Source organism: Compostibacter hankyongensis (assembly GCF_039541075.1).
GTDB lineage: Bacteria > Bacteroidota > Bacteroidia > Chitinophagales > Chitinophagaceae > Compostibacter > Compostibacter hankyongensis.
Map to the genome: position 1 here is coordinate 135211 of NZ_BAABFN010000001.1, position 19936 is coordinate 155146.

Consider the following 19936-nt stretch of genomic DNA (forward strand, 5'->3'; position numbering starts at 1 on the left):
CGTCATGATCACTCCGCCCGCAGGCTTTTCACCGGGTTGGCGGTGGCAGCTTTGACGGACTGGAAGCCTACGGTGGCCAGCGCAATGGTGATAGCTGCGGCTCCCGATACTATAAAAATCCATAAGCTGATCTGCTCACGGTAAGTAAAGCTCTGCAGCCATTGATGCATTACCCACCAGGCGACCGGGGAGGCAATGATAATGGAAACGAGCACCAGCTTCAAAAAATCCCGTGAAAGCAGCACAGTGATGTTGGCTACGGATGCGCCCAATACTTTTCGCACACCGATTTCTTTTATGCGGGTCTCCGCCATATATGCGGCAAGACCAAATAATCCCAAACAGGAGATAAATATGGCAAGGACCGAGAACAAAATAGCCAGTGCGCCGGTAGTTTGCTCCGTCCTGAACTTCGCTGCATAGGATTCATCCGTGAAGTGGTATTCGAACGGATATTCCGGGTTGTATTTTTTAAAGATCCGTTCGATCTCCGACAGGTTTTCCTTTACCGGCCGGGACGGATTCAGCCGGTAATGCATGGCATTGAACCAGGACCATTCCGAGGATGGTCCCATAATGATCATCGGGGGAATATCATCATAGGGGGAGCCGACGATAAAATCCTTCACGACGCCCACGACATGCCAGTTTTCCTCGCCAATTCTTTTTACCGTCTGCCCGATCGGGTCCTTTAAATGCATGACCTTTACCGCCGTCTCATTTAACAGTATCGCTGTGCTGTCCGTGGGATAGCTGTGCACATCAATATCCCGCCCTTTGATGATCTTTGTCCCCATGGTCCTGGCAAAGTCTGCGTCGGTGCTGAATACATCAAAACTGAGCTGCGCTTCTTCCCGGGTGCTACCGTTCCATTCATAGCCCCACATGTTGCTGGTCCAGTCGGTTACCGGGCCCATAGATTTGGTAACCGAGGTCACACTCCCGCTGCTGAGCAGGTCGCGTTTGATCAGCTCAAAATTTTGTCCGCTCTTTCCTTCCAGGGAAGAATACAGGAGCTGATCCCGGTCATAGCCGGCATCCCGGTCCTGTACGTATTTTATCTGCCGGTAAACAATGCCGGTAGAGACGATCAGGGCAATGGCAAAGGTAAACTGCACCACCACCAGCGCTTTTCTGGGCGTGATCAGCTTTCCCGTTCCCCTGAAAGTCCCCTTCAGCACCTTTGTAGGAGAAAAAGAAGACAGGAAAAAAGCGGGATAGCTGCCGGCCAGCAGGCCGGTCACCAGGATCAGCCCCAACAGGGAAACAAGAAAGCCCGCTCCCCCCATATTGAGGGACAACCTCATCCCTAAGAGCTTATTATAAGCCGGCAGTAAAAACCATACCAGCAGAAAGGCAATAACACCGGCAATCCCCGACAACAGCAAGCCCTCCGTCATAAACTGAACGATCAGCACGCTTTTGGGGGCGCCGGCCACTTTTCTTATTCCTACCTCCCGGGCTCTTTTCTCGCTTCGGGCCGTGCTGAGATTCATAAAATTGATGCAGGCGATCAATAAAATGAATCCGGCGATAATACAAAACAATTTTACTTTTTCGATCGTACCGCCGACCATCTGGCCGTTTTCTTCTTTTTCATACAGATGCCATCTCCGCGCCGGATAGAGAAACTGGGTCAGCTGTACCCCTTTGAGACCGCCCCGGGTCACCGTAATATCCTTTATCTTCCTGCTCAGCTGCTCCAGTGACGCGCCTTTCTTCAACAGCACATAGGTCCTCACATTGTTTGCGGTCCAGCTATCTTCTTTTCCGTATATCTTTTCGCTGTAAGACCAGGGCAACAGATATTCGAATTGGAATCGTGTATTGGACGGAAGGTCTTTTAAGACGCCGGATACCATGAAGTCGTCGCGGTTGGCCAGCCTGATCCGTTGCCCCACTGCCGTTCCGTTGCCAAATAATTTCTTGGCTAACGTTTCCGTGATCACGATATGATCGATATTATCCAGCGCCAAACCGGCCTTACCTGCTGTCATGGGAAAGGAGAACATGGAAATAAACCCTGGATCTACGAACATCCCGCCCGCCTTCAGCTTTTTATCCTGCGCTTCCAGCAGGAAGCCGGCCCCCATCGTTCTCACGGCACCCTCCACTTCGGGGTAGTCGCTTTTCAGCGCAGGAGCCATCGGGCCCGGAGAACTGCTCCAGGCATGGGTTTCCCCATTGGAAGTCTGGCGGTTAAATACCTGGTACAACCGGTCCGTATCCGGATAGTACCGGTCAAATGTCAGTTCGTTCCGCACCCAGAGCAATATAAAAACCGTTGCCGCCATACCAATGGCCAGCCCGCCGATATTGATAAAGGAAAAGCTCTTACTCCTCCGGAGGCTGCGCCAGGCTGTTTTGAGATAATTGCCAAACATGTTCTTCTTTTACAGGAATCCTTAAATATGATATGGTCCTCCGCCGCGCAAAATCATCCCCGGAATTGGCTCAAAGAAGTATGCCAATGTATTACCTTATTGTAAAACAATAGGATATGCACATTGATAAACCCACACCTGTCCGGTTTTGATACAGCCGATGTCCGGTTTTGATACAGGCCGCGGTAAGTCGGCGTGTCTGCTATTCACCCCGCAAGGCCGTAACCGGGTTGGAGACCACCGCTCTTATGGCCTGCCAGCAGATAGTTATTATGGCCACAGCAAAAACCATCACCCCGGCCAGGGCAAATACATCCCAGGTTATCCTTATCCTGTATGCATAGTCCTGAAGCCATTTATTCATGAGCAGCCAGGCAACCGGGGCGGCAATGCATAATGAAATCAGGATAAGCCTCAGGAAATTTCCCGTGAGCAGGCTGAAAAGATGGGCTCCGGATGCGCCCAGCACTTTCCGGATGCTTATTTCCTTGCTTCGCTGTTCCGCCATAAAGGCCGCCAGGGCAAACAGACCCAGACAGGCTACAATAACGGCCAGAATGGCAAAACCGGTAAAGATGTACTGCATGCGCTGCACATCGGCGTACATCGTCGCATAACTCTGATCGAGAAAATCATAACGCATCTGCTGATGAGGCAGGAAACCCTTCCATACCTTTTCGAAAGCGGCAATTGCCGCTTTCGTATTTGCAGCGTTTATCTTTACCGAAATAATGCTGTTGCTGTTGCCCAATACCATGCACAAAGGATCCACCCGTTGCTTCAGACTTTCGAAATAGAAGTTGTCCACTACCCCGATGACCGTCATGTGCATTCCCCCGTTGGTGATCCGTTTTCCAATCACATCTCCCCCACCCAGTTGCTGCGCAAATGCCTTGTTGATGACGGCCCCTGAACTATCCGTCTTCATCGACGGAGAAAAGTTCCTTCCCGCTATAATATGCATGCCGAATGTGGAAACGTAATTTTCATCTACTACCCAACGCTGCCCTACAATTGTAGATTCATCCTTACCCTCTTCCCAAAAGGTATTGCCGTTCCTTTTTGAACCGGTCGAAGAAACCGGGATAAAGTCGCTTACACTTATATGCTTTACAACAGGCAGCTTCTGCAGCTCGTTTTTGAATGACAGGGTCTGGTTACGCAGGGCATCAGCGCCTTCAATCAGCATTACCTGGTCTTTATTAAATCCGGCATTCGAATTGAGTATATATTGCATCTGCCGGTAAATGATCATGGTCCCGATCAACAGGATGATCGAAATGGTAAACTGGAAAACCACCAGTGTGCTGCGCAGCCCTGTATTCCTGCTCCCCAGCGCTAAGTTGCCTTTCAGCGTGCTCACCGGCTTGAAACCGGATAAATAGAATGCAGGGTACAGACCGGCTATCAGACCAGTAACAAAAACGGCCGCCACCAATGACGGCATAAACCACCAGGTATGCCAGGGCATGGAAAGCGCTACGCCTGCTACCCGGCTGAACCAGGGTAAAGTGAAAACTGAAATAACAATAGCAATCAGAAACGAAAGAAAGCTGTACAGCATGGATTCTGCCAGGAACTGCCGGATAAGACCGCCCCGGCTTGAACCGACCACCTTCCGCAGTCCTACCTCTTTGGCCCGGTTGGCAGAACGCGCCGTGGCCATATTTAAGAAATTGATGCAGGCCAGGACCAGAATAAAAACGGCAATGGCGACGAACAGATATACAAACCGAATATCTCCGTATTTCACGCTGCCATCTTCAATGTTATAGGAATGCAGGTGAATATCGGATAGCGGCTGCAAATACAACGAAACTTTTTTCCAGACCTTTTCAACGTTCTTACGGCCGGCCGCCTTTCGGGCGGGAATAATGTATTTGTCAATAATGTCGGTTGTGATCTTTTTATTAAAGACATCAATATCCACGTGAGGCTTAAGCTGCAGGTAAATAACATAATTGCTCTGGACCCAGTTCTGCTGCTCGTTATCGCCAAAGCTCATTCCCGACAACGAAATGAATCCGCGGTACTGCAGGTGAGAGTTAGGCGGAAAGTCCTGCATCACCCCGCCTACCATTACAGGAATCTGATCATTAAAGATCATGGTTTTGCCGACCGGGTTCTGATGAGGAAAGTATTTATCGGCCATACTTTTACAAAGCACCACGGAATACGGTTCCGAAAGCGCATGCGTCCTGTCGCCATAGATCATCCGGACATTCAGCATATCCAGCATGGTCGTATCGGCAAAGCAAAATCCCGTTTCATAGGTGTTATCAGCCTGATCCTCCCTTCTGATTTGGTTGTTGGCCCCGCCGAACAACTGGTTGCTCATGATACGGCCTGCTTTTTCCACCTCCGGAAAATCATTCTGGAGCGCTTTGGCCATAGGGGCAGGGAATCCGAGACCGCTTTGGATTTCCCCATCCAATTTAAATTCACCAACCACCCGGAATATACGGTCCTTGTTCGGATTGTCCCTATCATAGCTTAATTCATTGCCCACATATAAAGCAATCAACATACAGGCGGCAATACCGATAGCAAAGCCGATAATATTAACAACCGCATACATGCGTTGCTTCCGCATGTTCCGCCAGGCGATCTTTAAGTAGTGTAAAATCATAGTGTGTTCCCTTTAATTTCTTTCGCTATTCGCTCCGTAATGCGCCAACCGGGTTGGCCATTGCGGCTTTGATAATTTGTATGCTCATGGTAGCCAGGGCAATTAATAAAACAATTATGGCTGCATTAAGAAAAATACCCCACCCTAAGGATGTTTTATAAGCGAAATGCTGTAACCACTTATCCGCAGCTACCCAGCCCAATGGAGTGGCGATTAGTACAGCCAACAATACCAGCTGCATAAACTCTTTGCTTATTAAGGAATGGATCTCATGTATGCTTGCGCCCAGCACTTTGCGAATACCGATTTCTTTAACACGATTATTTACAACATACGTAGTTAAAGCGAATAAGCCGGTTAAAGTGATCAGGATAGCCGTTATAGCGAAAAAATTTATGATTAGCTGTAAGCGTTTGTATGAAACAAACAGCTTTTGAAAATTGTCATCCAGAAAAGTATACCGAATGGGGAAGTCAGGATCAATATTTTTCCATCTGGCTTCCACAGCCGCAATAGTAGCGGCTAAGTTTTTACTATTCAACTTCAATAATATGGCGCCCCCGCCTTGAGAGACACAGGCTTTATTATTAACCGTAAATACTGACGGGTTAATGTGATGTTCAAAACCGGATAGGCTGAAATCGTTTACCACACCCACAATCTGCACCGGAAAAGAATCACACCAGGGAAAGGTTATCGTTTCCCCAACCGGATCATTCAATCCTAATTTTCTCATCGCGGATTCATTAATTATGGCGCTCCGCGTATTTTCATCAGCATAGCTGCCATTAAATAATCTTCCTTTTACCAACGCTATGCCAAGGGTTTTGAAATAATCGTCACTGACCTTTACCGATGATAGCCGATACTCTTTCCCTGCATGTTTAAATACCATTGTAGTGGTGTCGACAAAGGCGTCTCCAGGCACATTGGTCGTCTTGGAAACATATTCCACACCGGGAATGGAAAGCAGCTCATTACGGGCAGCTTCAAACCCGGCCTCTCTTACTTGCTGCACTGTCTGCAGACGCATCACCTGTTCTCCGGAGAAGCCTTTATCCCTGGTTTGCATATAATGCATTTGCTTTTTGATTACAAGCGTAGATGTAATAAAAAATGCGGCTACAATAAATTGTATAACGATCAAGGCATTTCTCAATAAAACGCCTCTGCGTCCGGTCGAATAGTTCCCTTTCAAGACCTTTATAGTATTATACCTCGATAAAAAAATGGCAGGGTATATTCCGGAAATAAGGATGACAACCAAAATACAAAAAATGATTTGCGGCAAAACAGAGGTAATGCTTACTGAATCAACAAAATCAAAGGATATATCAAAAGCAGATTTAAAATAAGGAAGAATAATTATCACCATGATACATGCAAGGCACAGGCTGATCAGGCATTGCAGCGCTATCTCAGCAATTACCTGGACGGAAATCTGCTTTCGCCCGGATCCCAATACTTTTCTTACGCCGATCTCCTTTGCCCGGCGCATAGAAGAAGCAATTGAAAGATTACTGAAATTAATAGCGCCTGCTAACAACAATAACACTGCCAGCAATAGCAGTATAGATACGGTTGGGAAATTACTTTTGCCATGTTTGGGAAAATTGTGAATATCTTTTACAGCATCTGCAAATAACCCGTCCAGATGGCCGGTTTTCCGGTAATCTTCGAAAGACTGCTTGTCCTTTTTTAATCGCTCGTTATAATATACGCTGTTAACCTGTTCTTCAAACGCGGTAAGATCTACCGGCTTAAATGTTTTAACATATGTCTGTACAGAAGCGTTGCTCCATTGCATGTCTATCTTTTCGTAGGGGCTCCGGTATACAAATTGGGCGTTAAAATGGGATGGTGATTTCGGCCGCGCAAACACACCGGTGATTTCGTTCTCCAACTGGTTATGTATCTTAATTACTTTCCCTATGGCATCGGTGTAGCTTCCAAATAATTTAGTTGCCAGCTCTGTACTGATAATAATGGCATTGGGTTTTTTCAATGCCGTAGCAGCGTCACCGGCGATTAATGGGTAGGGAAATACTTTCAAAAAATTAGAATCTGCTCCTACTCCGTATTGCTGGAATATTTTTCTATCCCCTGCGCTCAGCAACACTTCAAATTCACCAGCAGGCTGCATAGCGGTAGCGGTCTCTACTTCGGGCAATGTTTGTTTTAAGAAAGCGGCCAGGGGGTTAGGCGTCTGCTCCAGAATATCATTGCCGCGCTGCTCCCCGATTTTATACACCCGCTTCAAAGAGGGGTCCCAGCTGTCGTAGCTTAATTCATAATTAAGGTAGAGCAAAATGATTATAAATCCTGCCAATCCAGCAGCCAGGCCAAGAATATTGACGGATGCATATAATTTGTTTTTTACCACATTCCGCCAGGCGGTTTTTAAATAGCTTCTGAACATACAGGAAGATTTAAGCTGCTCGTTTTTTAATTCCCCTTCTAACTCGGGAGCCGGAAATCCTCTTTTCACTCCGTTCTCAGACTATTCACCGGGTTGGCGGTAGCCGCTTTATCGCCTGGAAGCTGACCGTAAGCAATGCAATTACGACCGCAATAAAACCGGCAAATAGAAGCATCCACCATTGTATATCTATCCGGTATGAAAAATCCTGCAGCCACCTGTTCATTAACCACCAGGATATAGGGGTGGCGATGATAATAGAAATAAACACCAGCACAACAAATTCCTTCGACAACAGCCGGACAATACCGGAAACGGAAGCCCCCAGTACCTTTCTGATGCCCACTTCTTTGGTTCGCTGAAATGCCGTCAAAGCCGCCAGGCCAAATAATCCCAGGCAACTTATTAAAATAGCAATGACCGTCGCGGCAGAAACCAGCGTCTGGGTTTTCCTTTCCGACTCATACAATGTTTTGATCTTTTGGTCATAAAATTTATAGGAGAACGGAACATCGCCATACACGGCTTTCCATTCCTTTTCCACTGCATGAATAGCCGTATGCCATTTTTGAGACTGAGGCGGTAATTTTATGTTTAACGTTCTGAGCTGGTCTTTTGAAGCGGTCAGGAGCAAGGGATCGATCTGCGATTGGAAGCCGAAGTGATGAAAATCAGCAATAACGCCGACGATAGGATAATACCGGGGATCGTCTCCCTTCCCGACCAGAAATTTCCCCAGGGCATCCTCCGGGGACTTGAATCCATATGCCTTTACCGCCTTTTCATTAATGACCACTTCGCGCATGGTATCGGAAGGATTGAAATTCCGCCCGGCGAGTAAATGAAAACCATAAAAGCGAAGGTATGCGGTATCGCCATACTTAACCTGCACCTGCTGTTGATTTTCATTTCCGTCCTGGTAATAGCTTAACATGTTTGCGATCATAGCATTGTCCATCGGACGATTCCCCAGGCTCACATCGGCGACAGCGGGGTTATTATCAAGTTCATGCTTTAATATAAATTGCTTGTCTTTATACTTAGGATCAATGGAAACACGGTAGGGAATATCAACATTTACCACCGCTTCTTTATTGAACCCGGGATCTGCATGCAATACATATTGCAGCTGCCGGTGAATGATGACGGCCCCGATAATAAAGACCTGTGCGACCAGGAACTGGAAGACAACCAGCCCTTTTCTAAAAGTTATCTTATTCCTTCCTATTACTTTTTCCGTAGCCCCTTTTAAAACGTTGACCGTGTCAACCTTTGTAGCCAGCCAGGCAGGGTAGAATCCCGACAACAGCGAAACGACGATAATAAGGCTCAGCATAAACAGCGCCATGCCTTTGTAATTCATGTAGGTTAAAAGTCCGTCGGGCAAAAAAGCAGCGAAGACCTTTACGGCAATCAGCACGAAAAAGAAGGAAAGCGTCGCCGCGAGGATGGTTACAAAAAATGTTTCTCCGATAAACCCTGATATGATCCGTCCTGAAGAGCTCCCCAGCGTCTTTCGTATGCCGATCTCCCTGGACCGGCGGGGTAAAAGTGCCGTACTGAGATTAATATAATTAATACAGGCCAATAATAAAAGAAAGGCGCCGACGATCATCAATCCGTTTAATACTTTTCTGTTCGCTGTTCTGGTCTGCGCATTCAGGTTGGTTTCAAAATGCTTGTCTTTCAATGCAGTCACATCAAACCAGCTTTCATATTTATACCGGTCAAACATCTCCTTATTATGTTTCCGGTTAAGGACATTCAGCTGTTTTATACTGTTCCGGACATCGCTATTCCGGGCCGGTTTGATAAAGACAAGATCATTGGAGCTGGTAGCGCCCCAGCTGCTGTTGGTTATATCAGCCTTACTGATCGGTATAAACTCGTTGTTATCTTTACTGAAGCTATTGGGTGCAGCAAGCTGAGCCACTACCGCAGAAACCCTTCGAACGATGGTATCATCATAAATAATGGTTTTCCCTATCACCTCCTCAGGGCGCAGGGCAGGAAAATATTCCCCGGCCCTCGTGTCTGTAAGCACCAGTTTATCCGGAGCATCCAGGGCGCTGCGTTTATCCCCCGCCAGCCACTTATAATGCAGCAATTCAAAGTATCCCGGCACAGTCGACACCAGCTGAATATCTTTATCACTACTCTCAATACGCAGGGGTGGCTCATCCGGCATCCGGGTCACGAGCGCCATATGGTTATATTTATAAAACATCGGCACCACCAGGTCCAGGCCGCTCACCTCGTTTTTCAACGCGCTGTACACCGGTTTAGGCACTCCGGCGCCGGAGTAAACGGCTTCTCCACGTTCGGTTTTACTTGTAGAAAAAAGCTGGTATATGTTATCCGCCCCGGGAATTTTTTTATCATAACTGTATTCATAGCTGACCATACGGAAAATGATCCAGGCAACACAAATACAGATGCTTAAGCCAAATACGTTAAGCAGGGTAAACAGGCGGTTCCGCCATAAGTTACGGAGCAGCGTTATAAAAAAGGTCTTAAACATCACATGTTAATTAAATAGTACGATTTAAAACATCGTATAGCTCAACCGGTTACTGAGCGTCAGATCACTCCGTGCGAAGGCTTTTCACAGGACTAACCGTTGCAGCGCGAAGGGCGTTCAAGCAAACGACCGCCAGTGACAAAAGTAAAACCAGCGCTCCCACGGCCACAAATATCCACCCACTGATACCTACCCGATAGGTGTATTTTTCCAGCCAGTGATGCATGAGCCACCAGGTAACCGGTACGGCAATAAGAAAAGAAATAAGCACCAGCTTCATAAACTCTCCCGATACCAGTAACAGGATCTGCCTGACGGTTGCGCCCAGGACCTTTCTGATGCCGATTTCCCTGAAACGTTTCTCTATGGTAAATGACGCCAGACCGGCCAGACCAATGCAACAAATAAAGATAGCCAGGGCTGCAAAGATGTTGGTGATCTTACCGATCAGCTCTTCTGCAAGAAATTTATCTCCGTACTCCTCATCGGCAAACTGGTATTCGAACGGATAGGCCGGATTGTACTTTTTAAATATCGCCGAGATAACGGGCAGGGCTTTTTGCGGCAATACCCCTTCATTGAGACGCAGGCTGATCACACCGACGTCCCGGGGATTATAAAAAGTAAGCATGGGATCTACGGGCTGATAAGGGGATTCCATAATGACGTTTTCAGTAACGCCTATCACATTGTATTTCTCATCGCCAAAACGCATTTCCATACCGATCGGCTTTTTCAGGTTCATGGCCTCCACTGCGGCACGATTCAGCAAAATGGACGCAGAATCCGAAGGCATCCCGGTAAAATCATGACCCTGCAATATTTTTATCCCCATCGTTTTGGCAAAATCCACATCGGTGCGTATACCGGAAACAATCAGATCCAGGTCTGCCGGCTTACCGTTCCAGTCCGGAGCTCCCGATTTCCACCATATCTGTGTAATAGGGGAGCTGGACCGGGTAACGGCCTGAACTAACCGGCTTCCAAGCAAATCCTGCTTCAGGGCCGCGAAATTTTTATCGGTATCGCTGGTCCCGGTTATCATGATCAGATTATCTTCATTATACCCCATATCGCGGTTCTTTATATATTGTATCTGCCGGTATACAATACCCGTAGCCGAAATAAGCAAAATAGAGATCACAAACTGAACCACGACCAGGAAATGCCTGGGCAAAGATGCATCGGCACCCTTAAAAAAAGTTCCTTTCAATGCTTTTATCGGCTTAAAAGACGAAAGATATAAGGCGGGATAGCTCCCGGCGACCATGCCGGTAAGCAGGATCACGAGAAAAGAGCCTATCCAGAAATAAGGCTGACTGATATCCAGTGTCAGGTCTTTATCCACCAGGGCGTTGAAGGCCGGCAGCAGCAGGTACACTCCCAAAACCGACAATAAAAAAGCGGTCAGCACCAGGAGCGTGGATTCGGCAAAAAACTGCAACATAAGAGACCCCTTTTTGCTGCCCAGTGTCTTGCGGATACCCACCTCTTTAGACCGCTTTTCCGACTGGGCAGTAGAAAGATTCATGAAATTTACACAGGCGATCAATAGTATAATAAAAGCAATAATGGTAAAAAGCCGTACGTATTCAATCATGCCGCCGGTATTCTTTCCGTCTTTAAACTCACTGTACAAGCGCCACCGGCTCATTGGAAATGTAAAGTAGGTACTGATTTTGTCGCCGGGATCATGCTGTTTCTTTATGGTATTAATGATTTTGTCAACTTGCTGCATATCGGCGCCGGGCGCCGTCTGTATATATACCCGCCATCTTGATCCGCTCCAGTTGTCCATCATTTGCCGGGTACTCTCGTCAGCATAATTGAATGGACGTATAAAGTCAAACTGGAAACTGGAATTTCCGGGAGGATCGGCCACTACTCCTGTCACTTTTACATCGCGGTTCTCTTCTACAACACGCATTGTCTGATTAATGGGATCTTTGTCGCCAAATATTGCCTTGGCTGCAGACTGTGTCAATACAATAGAATAAGGATCCTGAATTGCACGGGCAGGACTGCCTTCTATAAATTTCCACGTAAACATATCGAAAAAATGACCGCTCGCCGTATAGCCGTTTTTTTGAAGCAGAACATCCTTGTACCGCAGCGTCAGATTATAATTCTGCGTGGTCACCACCGCATTGCTGATCAGCGGGCTGGCGTTCTCCAATGCACCCGCAAGCGGTAGTACCATATTATAATCGGTAAATACCCGGTTTTTAAAATCACGATTGGCTATAACCACAGCAATATGATCATAGTTTTTATGAAATTTGTCATACCGGAGCTCGTCCCGAACCCAAAGTAAAATTAAAATGGTACAGATGATGCCGGTCGTCAGACCCAGCAGGTTGATGAGGGTAACGCTCTTGTTCCGCAATAAATTCCGCCGGGCCGTTTTGAAATAATTTTTAAACATAAAAACATTTTAAGTCTCCCTTATTCCTTATCATAATGACATTTTCTCCTTTTTATTAGCATCACTCCGTCCTCAAACTCTTCACCGGGTTGGCCGTGGCGGCCCTTATCGCGGTATATCCTACTGTAACCCAGGCCACACATAGCGCGCAAAGCACTGTGGCAACAAAAAATCCCGCGCCGATTGAAATACGATAGGTATATTGCTGCAGCCATTGGTGCATAAAATACCAGGCGACAGGAGATGCAATAAGAAAGGCCGCAACGATCAGCACCGTCAGCTCCCGTGACAGCATAATAACAATGTCCCGTACTGCCGCCCCGAGCACCTTGCGGATACCGATCTCCTTTTTTCGTTGCACCGCGATAAACGAAATCAAGCCATACAGCCCCAGACAGGAAATGAAAATGGCGATAATCGAGAATATCTTATACAGCTGCGACAGCTGATTTTCCTGCTTGTAATAATTAGCGATAGACTGATCCAGGAAATTATATTCAAAAAAATAGTCCGGGAAGTCTTTGTTCCAGATCCGCTCCATGGCAGCAATGACGGGGGTGGCTTTCTTCATATCTATTTTAACATTGGCCAGGCCATATTCCGACCTTATCGTGGTCATCACTACCGCATTAATAGGATCGCGCAGAGAGTTCGTATGAAAATCTTTCACCACCCCCACTATGGGAGAGATCTTTCCGTTCACGTTAACCATTTTTCCGATGGCGTCCGCAGGATCCGAAATGCCCAGCCCCCGCACTACGGCTTCGTTGACCACAAATTCCCGGATCGTATCTGAGGGGAAATACCTTCTTCCCGCTACAAGCTGGAACCGATATATATTGAAATAATTGGTATCCGCCGGCTTCATGGCGACAACCATATCCGGCTCTTTGCTATAATTGGTTAGCGTTCGCAGGTCGGTATACCAGCCCCCGCTTCCCGAAGGCGGAGCTGAGCTGAAACTCACCGCCTCGATTCCCGGGACATTCAATAATTCATTCCGGAGAAAATCTGCCCTGGCCAGGCCCAGGCTATCGTCCGGAAAGCTGGCATTCAGGACAGCGCTTTTCCTGAACCCCAGATCGGCGTTACGGAAATAATTCATCTGGGAGGATACCACCAGTGTTCCGATAATGAGCGCCTGCGCAATTACAAATTGTAAGACCACCAGGCCCCTCCTTAAAGAGATACCCTTCTGATGACGGGTAACGAGACTGCCTTTCAGTACATTTCCGGGTTTAAATCCCGACAAAACCAGGGCGGGATAAAATCCCGAAAGGAATGTCACCGATAAGAATACACAAAGCATAAACCCGATGAACTTTGCCCGGGTTAACATGGAAGCGGACAAATGAATATCGAGGAGGTTATTTAAGAGGGGAATACAGACCAGCACAATGATCACAGCGCCGATCAGGGAGAGCAGGGTGATAATGCCGGTCTCTCCCAAAAACTGAAATACGATCTGGGTCCGTTTTCCGCCTAATACTTTCCGCACACCGACTTCGCGGGAACGGGTAACCGACTGTGCTGTCGTAATATTGATAAAATTCACACAGGCAATGATCAGCAAAAACAGACCGATCAGCTCCAGCGCAAGGACCAGGTCCTTGCTGAAGGTGCGTCCGCTGAAATTGCCATAACGCCCGTCATAATGCATTTCATTCAATGGCTGAAGGGAAAGCCGGTATCCGGGGTTGTTCGGAGCTATGTAGGTCTCTGTGAATCCAGCCAAACGCTTATCGAACTGCTCCCGGGATATTTTAGTATTCAGCTGTATAAAGCAATAATTATCGTCAGAAATGCGGTTCCAATTATGCATGTCCACATAGTTTTTCAGCGTGGCATAAGACACTACTGCTTTTAGCTGAAAATCGGTGTTGGAGGGAGGATCGTTCAGGATGCCGGTAATCTTCAGATCTACCTTGTCCATGTTAATTGTTTTGCCGGTTACATTCCTCCAGTCGCCGAAATATTTTATGGCGCTCTCCTTCGTCAGCAAAACGGTGTAGGGTTCATTGATGGCCTGCCTGATATTGCCTTCAGCCAGGCTGAAATCGAACATCTGAAAAAACTGTGGCTCGGCAAAAAAAACGCCGTCCGGTTCCTTGAACTTTTTCAGAACTGTGCCATCCGGCGCTTTTATATTTACTTGCACATCGCCGTCTGCCCATATTGCAGCAGTCTTGGTTAACTGGGGAAAATCTGTCCGCAGCGTATTGGTTACGGGGAAGGGTACACCCGTCCTGTATTCCGGGTTAACGGGGTTTTTACCTATCCGGACTACGCGATAAATAGCGCTTCTGTTTCTATGAAAGCTGTCGAAACTCTTTTCATACTGAACGAGCAGAAAGATGAGCAGGAACGCGGCAAAGCCCACCATTAATCCGGCTATGTTGATAACGGCATTGCCTTTGTACCTGGACAGGTTCCTTATTGCCGTTTTTAAATAGTTCTTTATCATAAAGAGGTGTTATAAGTCGAAAACGTCCTGAATGCTATTCCGTCCGCAGGCTCTTCACCGGATTGGCCACCGCTGCCTTTAAGGCCTGGATGCTTACGGTAAGCGCCGCTATCACAACAGCAATAATTCCCGAGATCGCAAACATCCACAAGTGTATGGTTATATGGTTTGCAAAATCCTGTAACCATGCGTTCATGGCCCACCATGCCACGGGAAAAGCGATCAGGCATGCTATGCCTACAAACAGGATAAAGTCTTTTGACAGCAGCATCACGATACCCGAAACCGTTGCGCCCAGCGCTTTGCGTACGCCGATCTCCTTTACCCGCTGTTTGGCAAACAGGGAAATAAGCCCGAACATGCCCATGCAGGAAACAATGATGGTAAGCAGCGCCACAAAATTGGTAATCTTCAAAACACCATCTATCAACTTGTACTGATTGCTGACCCGTTCGTCCATATAATCGTAGGCAAATGTCCTGCGCGAGGGCATCGATCTAAAATAATGCTCGAGCTTCGTCATTATTGCCTTCTTATGACCGCGGATATTCAGGGAAAGATAATTATTAAAAAGGCCGGGCTTGCCCGTGTACCAATGAAGGACAGGTTCTATGCCACTTTGCATATTCTGGTAATTAAAGTTCTCCATTACGCCTACCACCTTGTAAGTCGTATTGTCGCCTCGCTGTTTCAGCTGTTTTCCTTCAATGCTTGTCCAGCCCAGCGCCTGCATGGCCTTGCGGTTAATCATCAGTGAAGATTTTTCGGAAGCCGCCAAATCATCATTAAAATTCCTCCCTTCAACCAGCGAAATGCCGAAGGTGGTAATATAGCCTGCATCCACACCGGCATGACGCATACTTACTTCTTTATTTGTAGCGGGGTCGTAATAAGTATTATAGTTATCATCGTAAGCAGTAGGTATTACGCTGCTGGTAGAAATGCCCTTAATGTCAGGATTGCTTTTCAGCTCATTTAATACCATGGAAAAATAAGAGGAGTCGGCTTTAGGGTCTTTAAAAGAAAGGTCAAGGCTCGCGGTCACAGTATGGTCTTTATCAAAGCCCAGCGAAGCATTTTTCATATAATCAATCTGACGATTGAGAATGACCGTAATACAGATAAAAACAACAGCAAGGGCAAATTGAACGGTAATAAAGACATTTCTCAAATATTTGCTGCTGCCCGCTTTTAGCAACCGGCCCTTTACGGCATCGGCTACCGGGAGCGAAATTAATCTTATTACCGGCAGCGTTCCGGCAGCAACCGCCACCACAATCCCCATCGCGAAAATGGACAAAACGAAAGGATAATCTTCCCGCAGATTCAAAGCCATGTCGGGAAACCGGCTGCCGTAAACCTTATTTAACAGGGGCAGCAGCACATACAGAAATAGCAATGCAGCCAACATAAGGGAGATCAAAACCAGGATACCGTTTTCTATACAAAATTGTATAATGATCTTTTTCCTGCTGCTGCCTATGATCTTCCTTACTGCCACTTCCTTTACACGCGTATACATAGCTGCCGCATTCAGGTTAATGAGGTTAACCAAAACAATAAGCAATATGAATCCCGCAGTGGCAATAGATCCTTTGATGATGATTTTGGTTATCGCGTCACCTTCGTCTTTGAATTTTGCAAAGGGAAAAGCTTTTACGATATCGGTATTTCTTGATTTATCGTAGTTCAGCTTTACCAGCTTATCAATTTTTGTATTGAATAGCGGAATGCTGGCACCTGGTTTTAACTTCAAAAAATTGACGGCAAAACCATTATACCAGTTGGCCGCGCCGGAAAAGTCTTTATCATTTTTCAGAAATGCGGTGGTCAGAAAAACATCGGCGCGGAGGGTAGAGTTGGCAGGAATCGGCTCAAGTACACCCGTTACCGTTAATTGAGCCGTATCGTCCGCATAAATAACCTTTCCTACAGGATTTATGTTTCCAAATAGGCCTCTTGCCGTTTTATCAGAAAGGACTACCGAATATTTTTCCTTTAGGGCAATTTCCGGATTGCCGTATTTTAAGGGGAAAGAGAAAACCTTAAAAAACCCGGTATCTACAAAAAAAGTGTTCTCCTGAAGTTCCTTGTCGCCGTTTTTGAGCCAGGGAGAATACCATTGCTGGATATGTGTGGCCGCTTCTACTTCGGGGCAGGTTCTCAAAATCTCTCCCAGCAGGGGATAAGTGGTAAGCGTATACCCTTTCTCCCCGGTCTTGTCGATCGTTTTCAGGAAATACATTCTGTTTTTATCCTTGTGCATGTTGTCGGTCGTATAGTACATATATACGCCGATAAGCAAAGCCATAATACTGGCCAGCCCCACAGACAAACCGATGAGATTAACCGCAGTAAACAGCTTGCTTTTCCAAAGCTGTCGGAGTGCAGTCTTGAAATAGTTTCTGAGCATGATTTTTCAGCTTTGGGCGATCCTTTACTCTATTCTCAGGCTCTTCACCGGATTTGCCACGGCGGCTTTGACAGATTGAAAACTCACGGTAAACAATGCAATCATTAAGGCCGATCCACCTGCCAGGGCAAATGTCCACCATGTTATATTCGTTCTGTAAGCAAAATCCTGCAGCCACCGGTTCATGACAAACCAGCCGGCCGGGGCCGCTATAACAAACGCAATAAAGACGAGCTTTATAAAGTCTTTACTTAATAATTGCATTATACCCGTATTACTTGCACCCAACACTTTACGGATACCGATCTCCTTGGTCCTCTGCTCAACCACGAACATGGCCAGGCCAAACAGACCCAGACAAGCTATAAATATGGCAAGGGCGGAAAACAGCATAGCGATAGTCCCGGCTCTTGATTCTGCTTTATACATATCATTGAAAGCGTCGTCAAGAAAGCGATAGCTGAATGGCATGCCGGGCGCTAATTTCCCCCAAATGCTTTTTATCCGGCTGATAAGACCGGATACATCTGAGGCGTTTATTTTGAATGATGCGGTATAAGGACTGGGCTTTAGCAATAAACACAGCGGCCCTATACTGCTGCGCAGGGATTCATAATTAAAGTTTTTTACCACCCCTATCACATGATACTTTTCTACATTCCCGTCGATGTCCGACGTATAAACGGATTTCCCCACCGGATCATTAGTCCCCAGGAATTTTGCAGCCGCTTCGTTTACAATGATCCCGGTTGAATCCTCACCATAATCCCGTGAAAAATCCCGTCCCTTTATGATCTGCATGCCCAGGGTTGATATATAATCGTAATCCACGTTCCAGTTCTGCATGCTAAATCCATTCTCCGAAGTCATGACGGCTTCGGTGGAGTACGTGTTATCGCCTCTGAACGCATCCGAAACAGGCAGATAACCGCTGAATGTTCCCATTTTTACTCCGGGCAGCTTTAAGACCTCATTTTTAAATGCTTCAGCATTGCTATTCAAGGATCCCGTGTTTTTTACAACCAGCACCTGATCTTTGGTAAAGCCGATATTCTTTGTCTGTATATAATGCAGTTGCCGGTAAATTACAATGGTCGCTATAATGAGTATAATAGAAGTGGCAAACTGAAAAACAACCAGTACGTTGCGAAAACTGCCGCTTTTTACCCCCATTCTTAATTTGCCTTTTAATACCTCAATGGGTTTAAACCCCGACAGGAAAAATGCGGGATAACTACCCGAAAAAATCCCTACCACCACAGGCAACAACACCAATATGATAATAAAGCGGGGGGATAAAAGGGAGGCTATCTTCAATTGCTTTGCCGCCAGATTATTAAACGCATTTATAGCAAAAAAATCAATGACTACCGCCAGCGCCAGGGCCAGCACAACCATCAGCACAGACTCCAACAAAAACTGAAGTACCAATTGTCTTCTTTCCGTCCCCAGCACCTTTCGTATGCCTACTTCTCTTGCACGGACGGCAGACCTTGCCGTAGTAAGATTCATGAAGTTTATGCAGGCTATAATAAGGATAAATAATGCTACGGCGCTAAAAATGTAGATATACTGGATATTGCCGCCCGGGGAGATCTCGCTCGTACGGTCGCTGTGCAGGTGAATATCTGTCAGGGGCATCAAAGAATAACTGATTTTATTACCGGCTCCCTCAAACTCCTCAATGCTGTTTATGCTCATATATTTGCTTGCATACGGCACCACATGTTTTTTAATATAATCCGGAAAGTTCTTTTCGAAAGCTTTGTAATCCGTACCCTTTTTCAGCAGGAGATAGGTATAAAAATTATGGCTGGTCACCGCTCCCCAGTTATAATCCACATTTTTCATGCTGAAGAAAAAATCAAAATGAAAATGACTGTTTGCCGGAATATCTTTAACTATCGCCGTTATTTTAAAGGGCCGGACCGATGCGCCGTACTTCACCTGTATGCTTTTTCCCAAAGCATCCTTATTGCCAAAATACTTTTCGGCGGCGGTAGCCGTAAGCACAACCGTATTGGGTGCATCAAGGGCATGCCTGATATCACCGGAGATTACCGGCAGTTGAAATACATCAAAGAAGGTGGAATCCACGCTGGCAACCTCTTCTTCATTTATATAATCATCGCCTCTTTTTATAAGCCTGGATCCGTCATTCGTATATATGCGGGTATATTGCTCCACCTGCGGATAGTCTTTTTTCAGCAAAGGCCCCATCATGTCTGACGTTTGGGCCATTCTCATATTTTCACCGCCAAAACGCAGATCAGAATTAACCCGGTATATTCGCTCCTTATTGGGATAAAAATGATCGTAACTCATTTCATCAGCCACATACAAGGCTATAAGAAGAAAGCAGGCAAGGCCGATAGCCAGTCCGGTAATGTTGATCGCCGAATTGATTTTATTCTTGATCAGGTTCCGCCAGGCGGTTTTGAAATAGTTTCTGAACATGATCCGGTATTTAGACGCAATATGGCTGGGGACAATATCCGGGAAATAGCATTAAACAATATGCCAACCCTTTTTTTATCTGGTAATCAAATGCATATGCTATAGTTTTTATCCGCACCTGTCCGGTTCCGATACAGCAGGTGTCCGGTTTTGATACAAAGGCAGGATAAAAATCGCCCATAAAAAACAAAGTGATTTTAAGATTTTATGTTATGTTATTTATT

9 protein-coding genes are annotated in these 19936 nt (G+C 46.3%); 1 reads left to right on the plus strand and 8 read right to left on the minus strand.

Features of this window, described 5'->3' with window-relative positions:
* Positions 1 to 8 precede the first annotated feature (8 nt).
* The 8 genes from ABD851_RS00525 to ABD851_RS00560 all read right to left on the minus strand — a co-directional run bounded on the left by ABD851_RS00525 (position 9) and on the right by ABD851_RS00560 (position 19598).
* A complete protein-coding gene (locus ABD851_RS00525) occupies positions 9 to 2384 on the minus strand; it encodes an ABC transporter permease (RefSeq protein ID WP_344973640.1) in 2376 nt (791 codons plus the stop codon).
* 202 nt (positions 2385 to 2586) lie between these two features.
* Entirely contained in the window at positions 2587 to 5013 is a 2427-nt protein-coding gene (locus ABD851_RS00530; protein ID WP_344973643.1) for an ABC transporter permease, read from the minus strand.
* A gap of 25 nt (positions 5014 to 5038) precedes the next feature.
* On the minus strand, positions 5039 to 7432 hold the full coding sequence (locus ABD851_RS00535) for an ABC transporter permease (RefSeq protein ID WP_344973646.1): 2394 nt from the start codon (positions 7430 to 7432) through the stop codon (positions 5039 to 5041).
* 85 nt (positions 7433 to 7517) lie between these two features.
* Positions 7518 to 9953: an ABC transporter permease gene (locus ABD851_RS00540; RefSeq protein WP_344973649.1), complete on the minus strand. Its 2436-nt coding sequence runs from the start codon at positions 9951 to 9953 to the stop codon at positions 7518 to 7520.
* Between the two features lie 64 nt (positions 9954 to 10017).
* Positions 10018 to 12378 (minus strand): ABC transporter permease, encoded by a 2361-nt coding sequence (locus ABD851_RS00545; protein ID WP_344973651.1) that lies wholly within the window; start codon positions 12376 to 12378, stop codon positions 10018 to 10020.
* A gap of 61 nt (positions 12379 to 12439) precedes the next feature.
* A complete protein-coding gene (locus ABD851_RS00550; protein WP_344973654.1) occupies positions 12440 to 14842 on the minus strand; it encodes an ABC transporter permease in 2403 nt (800 codons plus the stop codon).
* Positions 14843 to 14876: 34 nt separating this feature from the next.
* Complete coding sequence (locus ABD851_RS00555; protein ID WP_344973657.1) at positions 14877 to 17255, minus strand: ABC transporter permease; 2379 nt, start codon at positions 17253 to 17255, stop codon at positions 14877 to 14879.
* Positions 17256 to 17279: 24 nt separating this feature from the next.
* On the minus strand, positions 17280 to 19598 hold the full coding sequence (locus ABD851_RS00560) for an ABC transporter permease (RefSeq protein WP_344976387.1): 2319 nt from the start codon (positions 19596 to 19598) through the stop codon (positions 17280 to 17282).
* Here ABD851_RS00560 and ABD851_RS00565 point away from each other — a divergent pair.
* Positions 19566 to 19817 (plus strand): hypothetical protein, encoded by a 252-nt coding sequence (locus tag ABD851_RS00565; protein ID WP_344976405.1) that lies wholly within the window; start codon positions 19566 to 19568, stop codon positions 19815 to 19817. The genes ABD851_RS00560 and ABD851_RS00565 overlap by 33 nt on opposite strands.
* Positions 19818 to 19936: the final 119 nt, after the last annotated feature.

Bases quoted from the DNA above. Each gene is read 5' to 3' on its own strand.
- ABD851_RS00550 (WP_344973654.1), bottom strand. From the start codon at position 14,842: ATGATAAAGAACTATTTAAAAACGGCAATAAGGAACCTGTCCAGGTAC.
- ABD851_RS00530 (WP_344973643.1), bottom strand. From the start codon at position 5,013: ATGATTTTACACTACTTAAAGATCGCCTGGCGGAACATGCGGAAGCAA.
- ABD851_RS00535 (WP_344973646.1), bottom strand. From the start codon at position 7,432: ATGTTCAGAAGCTATTTAAAAACCGCCTGGCGGAATGTGGTAAAAAAC.
- ABD851_RS00565 (WP_344976405.1), top strand. From the start codon at position 19,566: ATGATCGTAACTCATTTCATCAGCCACATACAAGGCTATAAGAAGAAA.
- ABD851_RS00540 (WP_344973649.1), bottom strand. From the start codon at position 9,953: ATGTTTAAGACCTTTTTTATAACGCTGCTCCGTAACTTATGGCGGAAC.
- ABD851_RS00525 (WP_344973640.1), bottom strand. From the start codon at position 2,384: ATGTTTGGCAATTATCTCAAAACAGCCTGGCGCAGCCTCCGGAGGAGT.
- ABD851_RS00545 (WP_344973651.1), bottom strand. From the start codon at position 12,378: ATGTTTAAAAATTATTTCAAAACGGCCCGGCGGAATTTATTGCGGAAC.
- ABD851_RS00555 (WP_344973657.1), bottom strand. From the start codon at position 17,255: ATGCTCAGAAACTATTTCAAGACTGCACTCCGACAGCTTTGGAAAAGC.